A 14,935-nucleotide genomic window follows, 5' to 3' on the forward strand; every position below is an offset into this window, starting at 1 on the left:
CGATTTGCCTGCAAAACGTCGATCTGGGCGATGCGTCGCCACCAAATAGCCCAGTGGCATCAGGTCGCCGACGTGCGATAAGCTGCGAATCGGTCATGAGCGCCAGCGCTAAGCCCCGGCTTGCTGGCCGGCAACCCTCCAACCGCGGTGGGGTGCCCCGGGTGATGACCAGGTTGATGTAGCCGAGAACCGGTTACGCGGCAAGCGCGGGTCCGCCGTGACGGGCCCCCCGAGTAGACAGGGAAACCTGATGCGCGCCTATTTGGGCCGGCCCATCGTGTCTCGCAGTTGCTGAACGCAGGCCTGCCGGTTGACGTCGTCTTGCGATGGCGTCCCGCAGCCCTGCGAGCAACCCGAACCTTCCAGCAGAAAGCATCCAGATGAGCGCTGAGCACACCACCGACGACGACCCGGCCTCGCACTGGTCATTCGAGACCAAGCAGATCCACGCCGGCCAGCGGCCCGACCCGGCCACCCACGCCCGGGCACTGCCGATCTACCAGACCACCTCCTACACCTTCGACGACACCGCGCACGCCGCGGCGCTGTTCGGGCTGGAGGTGCCCGGCAACATCTACACCCGGATCATGAACCCGACCACCGACGTCGTCGAGCAGCGCATTGCCGCGCTCGAGGGCGGGGTGGCCGCGCTGTTTCTGGCCTCCGGCCAGGCCGCAGCGACGTTCGCGATCCTGAACCTGGCCGGCGCCGGCGACCACGTCGTGTCCAGCCCGCGGCTCTACGGCGGCACCTACAACCTGTTCCACCATTCACTGGCCAAGCTCGGCGTCGACGTCACGTTCATCGACGACCCCGATGACCTGGAGTCCTGGCGTTCGGCGGTGCGGCCGAACACCAAGGCGTTTTTCGCCGAGACCATCTCCAACCCGCAGATCGACATCCTCGACACCCCTGCGGTGTCGGCGGTGGCCCACGAGCACGGCCTGCCGCTGATCGTCGACAACACCATCGCCACCCCGTACCTGATCCAGCCGATCGCGCAGGGCGCCGACATCGTGGTGCATTCGGCCACCAAGTACCTCGGCGGGCACGGCTCGGCGATCGCCGGGGTGATCGTCGACGGCGGCACCTTCGACTGGACCAGCGGCCGCTTCCCCGGCTTCACCACCCCCGACCCCAGCTACCACGGCGTGGTGTACGCCGAACTGGGTGCGCCGGCGTTCGCGCTCAAGGCCCGGGTGCAGCTGCTGCGCGACTACGGGTCGGCCGCCTCGCCGTTCAACGCGTTCCTGGTGGCCCAGGGCCTGGAGACGTTGAGCTTGCGCATCGAGCGGCATGTCGCCAACGCCCAGCGGGTGGCCGAGTTCCTCGCCGGCCACGACGACGTGGTGTCGGTCAACTACGCCGGGCTGCCCAGCTCGCCGTGGCATGAGCGGGCAAAGAAGTTGGCGCCCAAGGGTGTTGGCGCGGTGCTGGCCTTCGAATTGGCCGGCGGGGCGGCGGCGGGCAAGGCGTTCGTCAACGCGCTGAAACTGCACAGCCACGTCGCCAACATCGGCGACGTGCGGTCGCTGGTGATCCATCCGGCCTCGACGACGCACTCCCAGCTCAGTCCGGAGGAGCAGCTGTCCACCGGCGTCAGCCCGGGGTTGGTGCGGCTGGCCGTCGGCATCGAAGGCATCGACGACATCCTGGCCGACCTCGAGCTGGGTTTCGCCGCGGCCCGCGCGCACCGGGACTCCGCCGATCCGCAAGCCGTGGCGGCGTTCTGAGGAGGCTACAGGTGACGATCTCCGACGTGCCAACCCAGACGCTGCCCGCCGAAGGCGAGGTGGGGGTTGTCGACATCGGCTCGCTGAAACTGGAAAACGGCGAGGTGATCGACGACGTCTGTATCGCCGTGCAGCGCTGGGGCGAGTTGTCGCCGGCGCGCGACAACGTCGTGGTGGTGCTGCATGCGCTCACCGGCGATTCGCACATCACGGGGCCCGCCGGTCCCGGGCATCCGACACCCGGCTGGTGGGACGGTATCGCCGGGCCGGGCGCCCCGATCGACACCAACCGCTGGTGTGCGGTGGCCACCAATGTGCTGGGCGGCTGTCGCGGCTCGACAGGACCCAGCTCGCTGGCCCGCGACGGAAAGCCCTGGGGCTCAAGGTTTCCGCTGATCTCGGTGCGCGACCAGGTGGAGGCCGACGTGGCCGCACTGGCCGCGCTCGGGATCACCGAGGTGGCCGCCGTGGTCGGGGGTTCGATGGGCGGCGCCCGGGCGCTGGAGTGGATCGTCAGCCATCCCGACCGCGTCCGTTCCGGGCTGCTGCTGGCGGTCGGCGCGCGCGCCACCGCCGACCAGATCGGCACGCAAAGCACCCAGATCGCGGCGATCAAGGCCGACCCCAACTGGCAGGGCGGCGACTACTACGACACCGGGCGCACACCCGACGCCGGACTGCAGATCGCCCGGCGCTTCGCGCATCTGACGTATCGCGGCGAAGTCGAACTGGACACCAGGTTCGCCAACGACCTTCAGGACGACGGCCGGTATGCCGTACAGAGCTACCTAGAGCACCAGGGCGCCAAGCTGGTGTCGCGGTTCGACGCCGGCAGCTACGTGGTGCTCACCGAGGCTTTGAGCCGCCACGACGTCGGCCGCGACCGCGGCGGGGTGGCCGCGGCGCTGCGCGGCTGCCCGGTTCCGGTGGTGGTCGGCGGCATCACCTCCGACCGGCTTTACCCGCTACGCCTGCAGGAGGAACTCGCCTCGCTCTTGCCTGGCTGCACGGGCCTGCAGGTCGTCGACTCCATCTACGGGCACGACGGCTTTCTGGTGGAGTCCGAGGCCGTCGGCGACTTGGTGCGCCAGACGCTTGCGCTGACCGACGGGGTGCGGCCACGGTGACTCGCTCCCGGCAAGAGCGCTCGCTGTCGTTCGGCGCGGAGGCGGCGGCCTACGAGCGGGGCCGCCCGTCGTACCCGCCGGAGGCGATCGACTGGCTGCTGCCGACGGACGCCCGCGACGTGCTCGACCTAGGCGCGGGAACAGGCAAGCTGACCACCCGGCTGGTGGAGCGCGGGCTGGATGTGGTGGCCGTCGACCCGATCCCCGAGATGCTCGACGTGCTGCGCAGCTCGCTGCCCGACACCCCGGCGCTGCTGGGGACCGCAGAAGAAATTCCGTTGGCCGACAACAGTGTTGACGCGGTGCTCGTTGCCCAGGCGTGGCATTGGTTCGAACCGTCGCGGGCAATCCCCGAAGTGGCCCGGGTATTGCGCCCGGGCGGGCGACTGGGCCTGGTGTGGAACACCCGCGACGAGCGGCTCGGCTGGGTGCGCGAGCTGGGCCGCATCATCGGCAGCGACGGCGATCCCGCCCGCGGCCGGGCTACACTCACGGCGCCGTTCACCGGCGTGGAGCGTCATCAGGTCGAATGGACGAATTACCTGACGCCGCAAGCGCTTATCGACCTGGTGGCGTCGCGCAGCTACTGCATCACCTCACCGACCGAGGTGCGCACCAAGACTCTGGACCAGGTTCGGGAATTGCTGGCCACCCATCCGGCGCTGGCCAACAACAACGGCCTGGCCCTGCCGTACGTCACGGTATGCGTGCGGGCAACGCTGTCGTAGCGCCGAGTGGCCAGTTATTGCACGCTTTTTGGTGATTTGCGTGTCATAGGTGGCCACTCGGTGCCTTAGAAGTTCAAGCCCGAGAACATGATTCGGCCGGGGTCGTACTTTTGCCGCACCGCAGCGAGCCGGCCCAGGTTCGGGCCGAAGTATCGCGACGCGGGCTGGTTCGCCTCGAGGTAGTTCACATAGCCGCCGACCGAATACGGCCGCACCGCTTGGTGTGCGGTGCCCAGCCAGCCGGTAGCCGCCGAAGGGTCACCGGATGTCTCGACGTACCACTGGACCAGCGCGGACTGCCGCCGCCACGGGAACGCGGTGGCCGTCGGCGCCGCACTGGCGAGCGCGCCGTCGAGGGCATGCATGATCGCCAACATGCGGCCGGCGCCACGCGGAAACGCGTCGACCGCCGACGCGATCCCCTGCGCGGCGGCCGGCGTGATCGTCGTGAAAACATCGGACCCGCCGACATATCCCAGCGGCGACGGGTTGAGGTTGCCGACGGCCAGGTAGTTGACCAGGTCCAAGTAGTTGAAGGTGTGGTTCTCGATCCCGGTTGGTTGCATCCCAACGGCTTTGGTGATTGCGCCCGCCACGCTGCTGCCCGACCCTGCCGGGCAGGTGGCGAGGATACGACAGTGTGTGCCCATCGCGTCGACGGTGGCGTCGGCCAGCGCCCAGCTGCTTGCGTCGGCGGTCCGCAGCCAGTTCTGCCAACCGACCAGAACCTGCGCGAACGACTGCGGCGGGAAGTTGAGGTTCACCGCGTCGACGTCGCCGGCGGGGAACGTGGCGAAGGTCAACGACGTTGTCACGCCGAAGTTTCCGCCGCCGCCACCACGCAACGCCCAAAACAGGTCAGGATTATCGGTGGGCGATGCGGTGACCGCCTGGCCGTTGGGCAGCACAACCGTCGCCGATCTCAGCGCGTCGCACATCAGGCCCGCGTGCCGGGACTGCGCACCGAGCCCGCCGCCCAGGGCGTGCCCCGAGGCGCCGACGGACGGGCACGTGCCGGTCGGGATTCCGCGGCCGGCCGCGGCCAGCGCCTGGTGTATCGCGTGCAAACTGGTCGCCGGCGTCACCGTGACCAACCCGGTTCCGGCGTCGTAGTTGATTCCGCCGGGCAGCTGACGCAGATCGAGGACCATCGCGCCGTTGGCCGTGGACGCCCCCACATAGGAGTGCCCACCCCCGCGCGGGGCGACCTTCAGGTTGTGGGCGGTGGCGAACGCCATTGCCTTCTGGACATCGGCCGCCGAGGAAGGAACAACGACGGCCGCGGGGGTCGAGTCGTTGTAGTTGGTGTTGAAAACCTGCTTGGCCGCGGCGAATTGGCCGCCGTCGCCCGGTGTGAGCACCTGCCCGCCGATAGCGGACGAAAGACCGCTCCAGCCAGCGGGATTCGGCTCCGCCCGGGCCCGCACCGGGCCGAATACCGCACCGGCGGCCAATGCTCCGGCTGCACCGCGTAGAAATGTCTTGCGTGAGAACTCACGAGCCACCGCCGCATTGTCGACCACGGGACTGGCAAAAACCGGGCTGACGCATACCGTGTCAGGCGTGTCGGGCCAACCGTAGGCGAACCTTTACCTCGCCGTGTCGTAGACGTGATGCGGGTGACTCAGTGTTCGTTGGAACCCCTAACAGATGAGGAGCGCGACATGCGTCGCAATTGGACATCACCAGCAGCTGCCGCCGGCCTGCTTGCGGCGGCTGCGGCCATCGCGGCGCCGGCGCAAGCGGATTCGATCGACGAGTCATTTCTTTCGGCGCTGGGCGGCGCCGGGGTCAACTATCAGGACCCGGCGGGCACGGCCGCACTCGGCCAGTCGATTTGTCCGATGCTGTCGCAGCCGGGCGGATCATTCGCTTCCGCCGCGTCGAGCGTGGTCGGCCACAACGGCATGTCGCCGGCCATGGCGCAGATGTTCACCAGCATCGCCATTTCCATGTATTGCCCGTCGATGATGGCGTCGATCGCCAACGGCCAGATGCCGAATCTGCCGCAGGTGCCGGGGATGCCCAATATCTAACGCGTGCCCAGCGGGTCGATCGTCGACGCGATGTAGACCATCGCCGTCGCCACCACCGCCGTCGTCGCGAAGTCAATTCCCTTGCTGCGCACCACCAGAAGACCCGCGCGGTCGTCGGATAGCACCAACCGCAGCACGGCGGCCGCCCCCACCCCGATACCGATCAGCAGCGCGCCGCGGCGCCAGAAGTTCAAGCCCGCCAACGTGAATGCCGCCACGAAGATCAGCCCGACCGAGAGGATCGGCCACTGCGCCTGCAACCGTGCGCGCAGACTCACCGGGTGGCCTCGGCCAGTTCGACGACATTGGTCAGCAGAAATGCCCGGGTCAGCGGGCCAACCCCGCCGGGATTCGGCGACACGTGACCGGCCACCTCCCACACGTCCGGGTGCACGTCACCGACCAAGCCGTCGTCGGTGCGGCTGACGCCGACGTCGACGACGGCCGCGCCCGGGCGCACCATGTCGGCGGTCAACAGGTGCGGCACGCCCACACCGGCCACGACGATGTCGGCTTGACGAGTCAACTTGGCCAGATCACGAGTTGCGGTGTGGCACAACGTCACTGTGGCATTCTCGGAGCGACGGGTGAGCAGCAGGCCCAACGGCCGGCCCACCGTCACACCGCGGCCGATCACCACCACGTGCGCCCCGGCGATCTCGACGTCGTAGCGGCGCAGCAGGTGCACGATGCCGCGAGGGGTGCATGGCAGCGGGCCCGGCGTGTTCAGTACCAGCCGGCCCAGATTGGTCGGATGCAGCCCGTCGGCGTCCTTACCCGGATCGACGCGTTCCAGGGCGGCGTTCTCGTCAAGATGCTTGGGCAGCGGCAACTGCACGATGTAGCCGGTGCACTCCGGGTTGTTGTTGAGCTCGTCGATGGTCTCGTCGAGCTTGGCCTGGCTGATGTCGGCGGGCAGGTCGCGGCGGATCGAGGTGATGCCGACCTTGGCGCAGTCGGCGTGTTTGCCGCGAACGTAGGCTTGTGACCCGGGATCGTCGCCGACCAGAATGGTGCCCAGCCCTGGTGTGCGGCCTTGCGCGGTCAGGGCGGCCACTCTTTGCTTGAGGTCGACGAAGATCTCGTCGCGTGTCGCCTTGCCGTCTAGCGTGATCGCACCCACGCCTGACAGTGTGTCACGGCGCATAAGTACGCTGCCCGTATGTCTGCCGCCCCGGACGTGTTCGCCCCGGCCAAGCTCGGTCCGCTGACGCTGCGCAACCGCATCATCAAGGCCGCGACGTTCGAGGCCCGCACACCCGACGCGCTGGTGACCGACGACCTGATCGAATACCACCGGCTGCCGGCGGCCGGCGGTGTCGGAATGACGACGGTGGCCTACTGCGCGGTCTCCCCCGGCGGTCGCACGTCGGGCGACCAGATTTGGATGCGGCCGGAAGCCGTTGCCGGGCTGCGCCGGCTCACCGACGCCGTGCACGCCGAAGGCGCGGCGGTCAGCGCGCAGATCGGCCACGCCGGGCCGGTGGCCGACGCCCGCTCCAACAAGGCCACCGCGCTGGCGCCGGTGCGGTTCTTCAATCCGATCGGGATGCGGTTCGCCCGCAAGGCCACCCGCGACGACATCGACCACGTCATCGCCGCCCACGCCACCGCGGCGAAGCTGGCGATCGACGCCGGATTCGACGCAGTCGAAATCCATTTGGGCCACAACTATTTGGCGAGTTCATTTCTCAGCCCGCTGATCAACCGCCGCGACGACGAATTCGGCGGATCGCTGGAGAACCGCGCCAAGGTCGCCCGCGGGCTGGTCCAGGCCGTGCGCCGCGCCGTCGAGGGCCAGATCGCCGTCACCGCCAAACTCAACATGGCCGACGGCGTGCGCGGGGGTATCACTGTCGAGGAGGCGCTGACCACCGCCAGATGGCTGCAGGACGACGGCGGGCTGGACGCCATCGAGTTGACCGCGGGCAGTTCGCTGGTCAACCCGATGTATCTGTTTCGCGGCGATGCGCCGGTCAAGGAGTTCGCCGGTGCGTTCAAGCCGCCGCTGCGCTGGGGTATCCGGATGACCGGCCACAAGTTCCTGCGTGAATACCCCTACCGCGACGCCTATCTGCTGCGCGATGCCCGGTTGTTTCGCGCCGAGCTGACCATGCCGCTGATCCTGCTCGGCGGCATCACCAACCGCGAGTCGATGGAGCTGGCGATGGCCGAGGGCTTCGACTTCGTCGCGATGGCCCGTGCGTTGCTGGCCGAGCCGGATCTGGTCAACCGGATTCGCGACGAGCGCGACGTGCGCTCGGCGTGCATCCACTGCAACCGCTGCATGCCGACGATCTACAGCCGCACCCGCTGCGTCGTCACCGGCGCACCGGACAGCGCTGCGTGACGGCCGCGTCAAACCCGACTGCGCCACAATGGATACAGTCGGTTCGGTGAACCAACCAGCTACAGTTGTCTCGATGAGTCAAGCAGCACCGCCGGCGCTGACGGTTCGGTATGACGGATCCCAACGCACGTTCGCACCGGGCCATGACGTGGTTGTCGGACGCGACCTTCGCGCCGACATGCGCATCACCCACCCGCTGATTTCGCGTGCGCATCTGTTGCTGCGCTTCGACCAGGGCCGGTGGCTGGCGATCGACAACGGTTCGCTGAACGGCACCTTCGTCAACGGCCGCCGCGTGCCCGTCGTCGACATCCACGACGGCCAGAGCATCAACATCGGCAATCCCGACGGGCCGCGGCTGACCTTCGAAGTCGGGCGGCATGCCGGAATGGCCGGCCGGCCACCGCGAACCGCGTCGATGCGCGTCGTGCAACCGTCCGCGGCCCCCCGCCCGTCGCACCCGCAGCCGGCGCGCCAGCCGGGCGGGTCGTGGCCGTCGCAGCCGGCCCCGATGCGTCCCCACCCCCCGGGCAGCCACCCGCATACCGCGCCGGCGCCGCCACAGCCGATGTATCCGCCCAGCGGCGGACAGCGACCGGCGGCGGCATATCCAAGCAGCCCCCCGCCGCCTCCGAGCGTTCAGCCACAGACCCGGATGGCTCCCGCCCAAGCCAAGCCGCCCGAGGTGGGCAACCTGGCGACCAAAATGATCCAGGTCTTGCGCCCGTCGGCCGCGACGCCGGAGAAGCCGAGCGGGTCGCTGACCATCGGCCGCGCGACCGACAACGACATCGTCATCCAGGACGTGCTGGCGTCGCGCCATCACGCGTTCCTCGTGCCATCGCCACTGGGCACCGAGATCCGCGACGCACGCAGCATCAACGGAACGTTCGTCAACGGCGTGCGGGTCGGGTCCGCGGTGCTCAACGAGGGCGACGTGGTCACGATCGGCAACGTCGACCTGGTCTTCACCGACGGCACCCTGGTCCGCCAGACCGAGGCCGCGACGCGGACCGGCGGTCTCGAGGTCAACGGCGTGCACTTCAAGGTCGACGGCAAGCAGCTGATCGACAACATCTCGCTGACGGCTCGGCCCGGCACGCTGACCGCGATCATCGGCGGATCCGGCGCCGGCAAGACCACGCTGTCGCGGCTGATCGCCGGCTACACCCGACCCAGCCAGGGCACGATCCTGTTCGAAGGGCACGACATCCATCGCGAGTACGCGACCATGCGCAGCCGGATCGGCATGGTCCCGCAGGACGACGTCGTGCACCGCCAGCTGACGGTCAACCAGGCGCTCGGCTATGCCGCCGAGCTGCGGCTCCCGCCGGACACCAGCAAAGAAGAACGCGCCCAGGTGGTAGCCGGGGTGCTCGAGGAGCTCGACCTGACCAAGCAGGCCGACACCCGCGTGGACAAACTCTCCGGCGGCCAGCGCAAACGCGCGTCGGTCGCGCTGGAGCTGCTCACCCAGCCGTCGCTGCTGCTGCTCGACGAGCCGACCTCCGGCCTTGACCCGGCGCTGGACCGCCAGGTCATGTTGATGCTGCGGCAGCTGGCCGACGCCGGCCGCACCGTGCTGGTCGTCACCCACTCCGTGTCCTACCTCGACGTGTGCGACCAGATCTTGCTGGTGGCCCCCGGCGGAAAGACGGCGTTCTGCGGTCCGCCCAGCCAAGTCGAATCGGCCTTTGGTACCCGGAACTGGGCGGAAATCTTCGCCAGCGTGGGCGCGGACCCCGACGAGGCCAACCGGCGCTTCATGGAGCGGGAGGGCCGGCGTCCCGAACAGCCGCTGCGAGCCACCACCACCGAGCCCGGGGACTTGGGCGAGCCGGTGCACACCGACAGGTTGCGCCAGCTGTCCACGATCGCCCGACGGCAGGTCCGGCTCGTCCTTTCCGACCGTGGCTACACGGTGTTCCTGGCGGTATTGCCGTTCCTGATGGGCGCGTTGGCGCTGACCGTGAAAGGGCCAAAACCGGGACTCGGTGTCGCCGACCCACAGGGGCCCGCACCCACCGAGCCCCAGTACATCATGGTGCTGCTCTGCATCGGGGCTGTCTTCATGGGCACCGCGCTGACGATCCGTGACCTGATCGGCGAGCGCCCGATCTTCCGCCGGGAACAGGCGGTGGGCCTGTCCACCACGGCCTACCTGCTGGCCAAGGTCGTCGTCTTCTCCATTTTCGCGACCATCCAGGCAGCGATTGCGACCATCATCGTCAGACTCGGCAAGGGGGCGCCCACCGCGCATCCGCCGTTTTTCGACAATTCGACGTTCTCGCTCTTCCTGACCGTCGCGGCAACCTGTGTCGCGTCGGCTATGCTCGGCCTGCTGCTGTCGGCGCTCGCCCAATCCAACGAGCAGATCATGCCGCTGCTGGTGGTGTCGATCATGTCGCAGCTGGTGCTCTGCGGCGGGATGGGGATCCCGGTCACCGGCCGGTTCGGGCTCAACCAGCTGTCCTTTGTCACGCCGGGACGGTGGGGATTCGCCGCCGGGGCGTCGTCGATCGACTTCCCGAGCCTGGTTAAAGTCCCGCAAATCCCGACCAACGACCGCTGGTGGCAACACACCAAGCACATCTACGTGATCGACATGGCGATGCTGGCGGCGTTGTCGATCGCCTACACCGTTTACATCCGCTGGCACATCCGGCTCAAGCGGAAATAGCCCTCAGCCGCCGGCCGGTTCCAGGGTTGCCAGCGCGTATTCGCTGATGGCGATCAGCGCGTCGGTGGCCGACCGGCGATCGCGGGCATCGATGTTGATGATCGGGATGTGCTCGGGCAACGTCAGCGCCTTGCGCACCTCGGCAACGGGATACCTTGGGGCGCCCTCGAATTCGTTGACCGCGATCAGGAACGGCAGGTTGCGATGCTCGAAGAAGTCGACGGCGGCGAAGCTGTCCTGCAGACGACGGCAGTCGACCAGGATGATCGCGCCGATGGCGCCGCGCACCAGGTCGTCCCACATGAACCAGAAGCGCCGCTGCCCCGGCGTGCCGAACAGATAGAGCACCAGATCCTCATAGAGGGTGATCCGGCCGAAGTCCATTGCCACCGTGGTGGTCCGCTTGTCGGGGGTGGCCTCGAGCATGTCCACCCCGGCGGACGCATCGGTGACCATCGCCTCGGTGCGCAGCGGCATGATTTCCGACACCGCGCCCACAAAGGTCGTCTTGCCGGCGCCGAACCCGCCCGCGATGACGATCTTCGTCGAGGCGGTCTCCCGCGTCTCAGAGCGCTCGTAAGCCACGCAGCGTCCTTCCTATGAGTTCGCGGCGTTCATCGCGGGTCGAACGCTCAGTCAAAGTCCGGCTCACCTGAAGGTAGCCCGAAGTCACCAAGTCGCCGACCAGGACGCGCGTAACCCCCAGCGGCAAATCCAGCCGGGCCGAGATCTCGGCGACCGACGGACTTTTGATGCACAGCTGGACGATCTTGCCTCGCAAGTCACTGGCAGGCCATTTGTGAAACAGCGCCGACTGCAGCGTCTGCACCGGCGCCTCCATGGGCAGGTCGACGGTGGTGTCGGTCCGTCCGGCCGTGAGGGTGTACGGGCGGACAAGGCTCGCTTCAGTTGCGGGCGGCGGCTCGGGTCTTTCCATCGCGGCTCACGAGTGCTTCACGAGGGTTGCGGGGCTCGCCGGGACGACTGCACGACGCCGCCCACCCGTTCGACAAGGACCGCCATTTCGTATCCGATCTGGCCGATATCGCACGACGTCGCGGCCAGCGTGGCCAGATGCGAGCCGTCGCCGACGCGCATCAGCAGCAGATAGCCGTTCTGCATTTCCACCACCGACTGCAGCACCTGGCCGCCGTCGAACAGCTGCGCGGCGCCGGTGGCCAGGCTGGCAAGGCCGGATGCCACCGCGGCCAGCTGGTCGGCCCGCTCGCGCGGCAGATGCTCACTGGCGGCCATCAGCAGCCCGTCGACGGACACCAGCACCGCATGTGACACCCCGGGCACTTCGCGGGCGAAGTTCGACACCAGCCAGTCCAGCGAGTTGTCGTGGGACTGGCGTGACGGATAGCTCATTCGTGATCAGGTCCTTGATTACTCTCGCGGGCGTGCGACCGTCCGGCCCGCACACCGCCGAAGTGGCTGCTGATGGAAGCGCGGATCGCTTCGGGGTCCGGGGCTTGGTGCCGACCGGCACCAAATCCGCCGTTCGATGCTACCCCGTTGCCCTCGTCGGCCCGGTGGTGCGCTGCGCCGTTGACACGGTCGCCGGCCGGCTCGGGCATTGCCCCGCCGGGTACCAGGCGCGCGCCGGGTTCGCGCACCGGCAGGCCCGTGTCGGTGTGCGTGGAGACCGGCAGGCTCTCGGCCTCGGCGGCCGCCGACCAGCCGCGGTCCCACACCGTCTGCCAGTCCAGGTCGGCACTGTGGGCCAGCTCGTGCGGGTCGACCAGCCACTCGGAAAGCATCCGCTGATAGATCAGGTCCTCGGGCTCGGCCGGCTGGCTGACCGGCGCGGCGGCCTCGGTCGGCCAGTATTCGTCGGCCTCCTGGGGTTCCGACGCCTCGACCCGGGGCCGCGAGAAGAACGACGACGTATTCGAAACCGGTTGTGCCGCAGGCGCTTCGGTAGGCTGCTCCTGCTCGCCCCACCACTGCTGCTCCGGGGGTTCGGCCGGACGCGCCGGCGCGCCGGTGATGCCGCTGGAGCCGGGGGTGCGCCGCGGCAACAAGCTGGCCGGTGCTTCGGGCGGGTGCGACCCGTTGCGCTCGGCGGGTTCGGGCGGGGCGGCGAACTCGGCGGAGTCGTCGTAGTCCGCGGCGGCCACCGCCTCCTCGACCGTGGCCATCCGCCCCTGCGCCGGAGCCGGTCGCGGCCCGACGTAGTCGGCGCCCACCAGCACCGCCGGCGGCAGATACACCTCGGCCGTCGTGCCCGGACGGTGCCCGTCGCGCGAGGAATTGCGCAGCCGGACCCGAATCCCGTGCCGGTCGGCCAGCCGGCCAACCACGAACAGGCCCATGTGGCGCGCGTTGTCCGGGGTGACCTCGCCGCCGGCGCGCAGCCGCATGTTGGCGATGCGCCGGTCTCCGTCGGTCATGCCCAGGCCGGCGTCGACGACCTGGATGAGCACCCCACCGTCGTTGCGCCGCGTCGCCGACACCCGGACCGGTGACATCGGCGGCGAATAACGCAGCGCGTTGTCGATCAGCTCGGCGAGCAGGTGGACGATGTCGCCGGCAGCGGTGCCGAGGACGGTGCTGTCGGGCACGGTCGGCGTCTCGACCCGGCGGTAGTCCTCGACCTCCGAGGTGGCGGCGTTGATCAGCGTCGAGAGTGACTGCGGTGCGCGCTGGTCGCCCCGGGAGGTCTGCGCGCCGGCCAGCACCAGCAGGTTGGCGCCGATGCGGCGCATCCGGGCGGCCAGGTGGTCCAGCCGGAACAGGCTGTCCAGCCGCTCGGGGTCCTGCTCGTTGCGTTCCAGCCGGTCGATCAGCGACAGCTGTTGGTCGACCAGCGAGCGGTTGCGCCGCGACATGGTTTCGAACATGTCGTTGACCAGCAGCCGCAGCCGGGCCTCGTCGCCGGCCAGCAGCAGCGCCTGCGTGTGCAGCTCGTCGACCGCGTGCGCCACCTGGCCGATCTCCTCGCTGGTGTAGACCGGCAGCGGCTCCGGGGCCCGCTCGTCGCCGGCGCGTACCCGGGCGATCTCACGCTCGAGGTCTTCGTGGGCGACCTTGAGCGCGCCGTCGCGCAGCACCCGCAGCGGCTGGATCAGCGAGCGCGCCACCAGCAGCACGATCACCAGCGCGGCCACGATGGCCGCCAGCACCAGCACGGTGTCGCGGATCGCGGCGTCGCGCCGATCGTTGGCGCGATCCTCGACTGCCTTGGTCACCGACGAGGTGGTGTCCTTGATGATTTGCGCGGCGATCGCGTCGGTGGTCTGGATCGAGCGCAGCAACGCCGGGTTGTTGACCAGCAGGCTGGCCGGGTCGGACATGACCGCCATCCGCGTCACCATCTGCTGCTGCAGCTTCTTGGCCTCCGGTGAGCCGACGCCGAGCACCTCGGCCATCCCGAACAGCGTCGACGGCTCGGTGCCGGCCAGGGTCATCATCGAGGTGCGCAGCTCCGGCTCGGGCAGGTCCCCGCCGCGGGTCACCAATAGTTGCTGCATCATCATCTGGCCGCGGGCCCCGATCGCCCGGCTCAGCCCCTGCGCGGCGGCCCGAATCTTCTCGTTGTCGACGCGGACGGACCCGTCGATGGCGTTCTCGGCGGTCAGCAGGATCGGCGCATAGCCGGTCACCCGGTCGCGCAAACCGATGCTGTTCGACGCGACCTTGTCCAGCAATGCCTGGCCGCCATTGAGCAGGACGCCGACGCCGTTGCGCACGTCGGCGGCCACGTCGGTGTCCGCCAGCCGCGACTGCAGCTCGAATTTGCGGGCCTCGTAGTTTTTCTTCGCGCCCTCGGCATCACCACCGTTGGACGCCGACAACAACGCCACGTCGAGCGCCGACATGTATTTGGTAATGGCCGGAACCACTTCGGCGCGGTCGGCGGCCAATCGCAGTTCGCTGGCCTCGTTCAGCGCGCCATAGATGCGCAATCCACCGAAAACCATTGCCAGTATCAGTGGCACCGCGACAATCGCGACGACTTTCCATCGGACCGGCCAATTTCGCAGCGACCATGTCGGCGGCCGTTTAACCGGAGCAGTGGTTTCCGGGGTTTCGTCTATAGCCGGCGACACCGCCCGAGTCGGGCGGGCAAACAGGGTCATCGGACCGCGGTCGTGCTACCGACCGCTCCGCTGATATGCAGTGTTCGCGCGTCGTTCATAAGGCTTCCTGCTTATTGCACCCGCGCTCAGGGCAGACGGGCGAGCGATATGCGCCTGGCAATTCGACGAGTATGACAGCCTGCGGCCGCACTGACCACAATTCTTACTGAACAGACAGAGTTCGCCGGACCGTGCC

General features: G+C 68.6%; 13 protein-coding genes and 1 riboswitch. Of the genes, 6 read left to right on the forward strand and 7 right to left on the reverse strand.

The features are described from left to right. Positions 1 to 91: 91 nt before the first annotated feature. Positions 92 to 213: riboswitch (SAM riboswitch) on the forward strand. A 167-nt stretch (positions 214 to 380) separates the two neighbouring features. From G6N47_RS02295 to G6N47_RS02305, 3 genes are read left to right on the forward strand one after another with little or no spacing between them, the layout of a single operon-like run. After that, complete coding sequence (locus G6N47_RS02295; protein ID WP_083130021.1) at positions 381 to 1,733, forward strand: bifunctional o-acetylhomoserine/o-acetylserine sulfhydrylase; 1,353 nt, start codon at positions 381 to 383, stop codon at positions 1,731 to 1,733. 11 nt (positions 1,734 to 1,744) lie between these two features. Next, positions 1,745 to 2,860 carry a homoserine O-acetyltransferase MetX gene (gene metX / locus G6N47_RS02300; RefSeq protein WP_083130022.1) on the forward strand — a complete coding sequence of 372 codons (1,116 nt, stop codon included), beginning with the start codon at positions 1,745 to 1,747 and terminating at the stop codon, positions 2,858 to 2,860. Beyond that, a complete protein-coding gene (locus tag G6N47_RS02305; protein WP_083130023.1) occupies positions 2,857 to 3,588 on the forward strand; it encodes a class I SAM-dependent methyltransferase in 732 nt (243 codons plus the stop codon). Before metX ends, G6N47_RS02305 begins: the two co-directional genes overlap by 4 nt. Before the next feature lie 65 nt (positions 3,589 to 3,653). Here the strand turns inward: G6N47_RS02305 and G6N47_RS02310 are convergent, their stop codons facing one another. Then, entirely contained in the window at positions 3,654 to 5,093 is a 1,440-nt protein-coding gene (locus G6N47_RS02310; RefSeq protein ID WP_083130486.1) for an FAD-binding oxidoreductase, read from the reverse strand. A gap of 159 nt (positions 5,094 to 5,252) precedes the next feature. Between G6N47_RS02310 and G6N47_RS02315 the strand changes: the two genes are divergently transcribed. Beyond that, the gene (locus tag G6N47_RS02315; RefSeq protein ID WP_083130024.1) at positions 5,253 to 5,624 is read left to right on the forward strand and encodes a DUF732 domain-containing protein; all 372 of its coding nucleotides are present in this window, start codon (positions 5,253 to 5,255) and stop codon (positions 5,622 to 5,624) included. Here the strand turns inward: G6N47_RS02315 and G6N47_RS02320 are convergent. Beyond that, entirely contained in the window at positions 5,621 to 5,902 is a 282-nt protein-coding gene (locus tag G6N47_RS02320; protein WP_083130025.1) for a DUF3017 domain-containing protein, read from the reverse strand. The genes G6N47_RS02315 and G6N47_RS02320 overlap by 4 nt on opposite strands. After that, the gene (locus G6N47_RS02325; RefSeq protein ID WP_083130487.1) at positions 5,899 to 6,747 is read right to left on the reverse strand and encodes a bifunctional methylenetetrahydrofolate dehydrogenase/methenyltetrahydrofolate cyclohydrolase; all 849 of its coding nucleotides are present in this window, start codon (positions 6,745 to 6,747) and stop codon (positions 5,899 to 5,901) included. Before G6N47_RS02325 ends, G6N47_RS02320 begins: the two co-directional genes overlap by 4 nt. 39 nt (positions 6,748 to 6,786) lie before the next feature. Here G6N47_RS02325 and G6N47_RS02330 point away from each other — a divergent pair, with 39 nt between their 5' ends. Further along, a complete protein-coding gene (locus G6N47_RS02330; protein ID WP_083130026.1) occupies positions 6,787 to 7,974 on the forward strand; it encodes an NADH:flavin oxidoreductase in 1,188 nt (395 codons plus the stop codon). 73 nt (positions 7,975 to 8,047) lie between these two features. Further along, positions 8,048 to 10,654: an ATP-binding cassette domain-containing protein gene (locus tag G6N47_RS02335; protein WP_083130027.1), complete on the forward strand. Its 2,607-nt coding sequence runs from the start codon at positions 8,048 to 8,050 to the stop codon at positions 10,652 to 10,654. Positions 10,655 to 10,657: 3 nt separating this feature from the next. Here G6N47_RS02335 and G6N47_RS02340 read toward each other — a convergent pair whose 3' ends face one another. The 4 genes from G6N47_RS02340 to G6N47_RS02355 are packed head-to-tail and all read right to left on the reverse strand — an operon-like array spanning position 10,658 to position 14,739. Beyond that, on the reverse strand, positions 10,658 to 11,239 hold the full coding sequence (locus G6N47_RS02340) for a GTP-binding protein (protein WP_045374643.1): 582 nt from the start codon (positions 11,237 to 11,239) through the stop codon (positions 10,658 to 10,660). Then, positions 11,220 to 11,591, reverse strand: coding sequence for a DUF742 domain-containing protein (locus G6N47_RS02345; protein WP_083130028.1), 372 nt, complete (start codon positions 11,589 to 11,591; stop codon positions 11,220 to 11,222). Before G6N47_RS02345 ends, G6N47_RS02340 begins: the two co-directional genes overlap by 20 nt. 17 nt (positions 11,592 to 11,608) lie before the next feature. Next, complete coding sequence (locus G6N47_RS02350; protein ID WP_083130029.1) at positions 11,609 to 12,025, reverse strand: roadblock/LC7 domain-containing protein; 417 nt, start codon at positions 12,023 to 12,025, stop codon at positions 11,609 to 11,611. Then, entirely contained in the window at positions 12,022 to 14,739 is a 2,718-nt protein-coding gene (locus G6N47_RS02355) for an ATP-binding protein (RefSeq protein ID WP_083130030.1), read from the reverse strand. The genes G6N47_RS02350 and G6N47_RS02355 overlap by 4 nt, the downstream gene beginning before the upstream one ends. Positions 14,740 to 14,935: the final 196 nt, after the last annotated feature.

Source organism: Mycobacterium branderi, from assembly GCF_010728725.1.
Taxonomy (GTDB): Bacteria; Actinomycetota; Actinomycetes; order Mycobacteriales; family Mycobacteriaceae; genus Mycobacterium; species Mycobacterium branderi.

Bases quoted from the DNA above. Each gene is read 5' to 3' on its own strand.
- G6N47_RS02295 (WP_083130021.1), top strand. From the start codon at position 381: ATGAGCGCTGAGCACACCACCGACGACGACCCGGCCTCGCACTGGTCA.
- G6N47_RS02315 (WP_083130024.1), top strand. From the start codon at position 5,253: ATGCGTCGCAATTGGACATCACCAGCAGCTGCCGCCGGCCTGCTTGCG.
- G6N47_RS02330 (WP_083130026.1), top strand. From the start codon at position 6,787: ATGTCTGCCGCCCCGGACGTGTTCGCCCCGGCCAAGCTCGGTCCGCTG.
- G6N47_RS02335 (WP_083130027.1), top strand. From the start codon at position 8,048: ATGAGTCAAGCAGCACCGCCGGCGCTGACGGTTCGGTATGACGGATCC.
- G6N47_RS02345 (WP_083130028.1), bottom strand. From the start codon at position 11,591: ATGGAAAGACCCGAGCCGCCGCCCGCAACTGAAGCGAGCCTTGTCCGC.
- G6N47_RS02350 (WP_083130029.1), bottom strand. From the start codon at position 12,025: ATGAGCTATCCGTCACGCCAGTCCCACGACAACTCGCTGGACTGGCTG.
- G6N47_RS02355 (WP_083130030.1), bottom strand. From the start codon at position 14,739: ATGACCCTGTTTGCCCGCCCGACTCGGGCGGTGTCGCCGGCTATAGAC.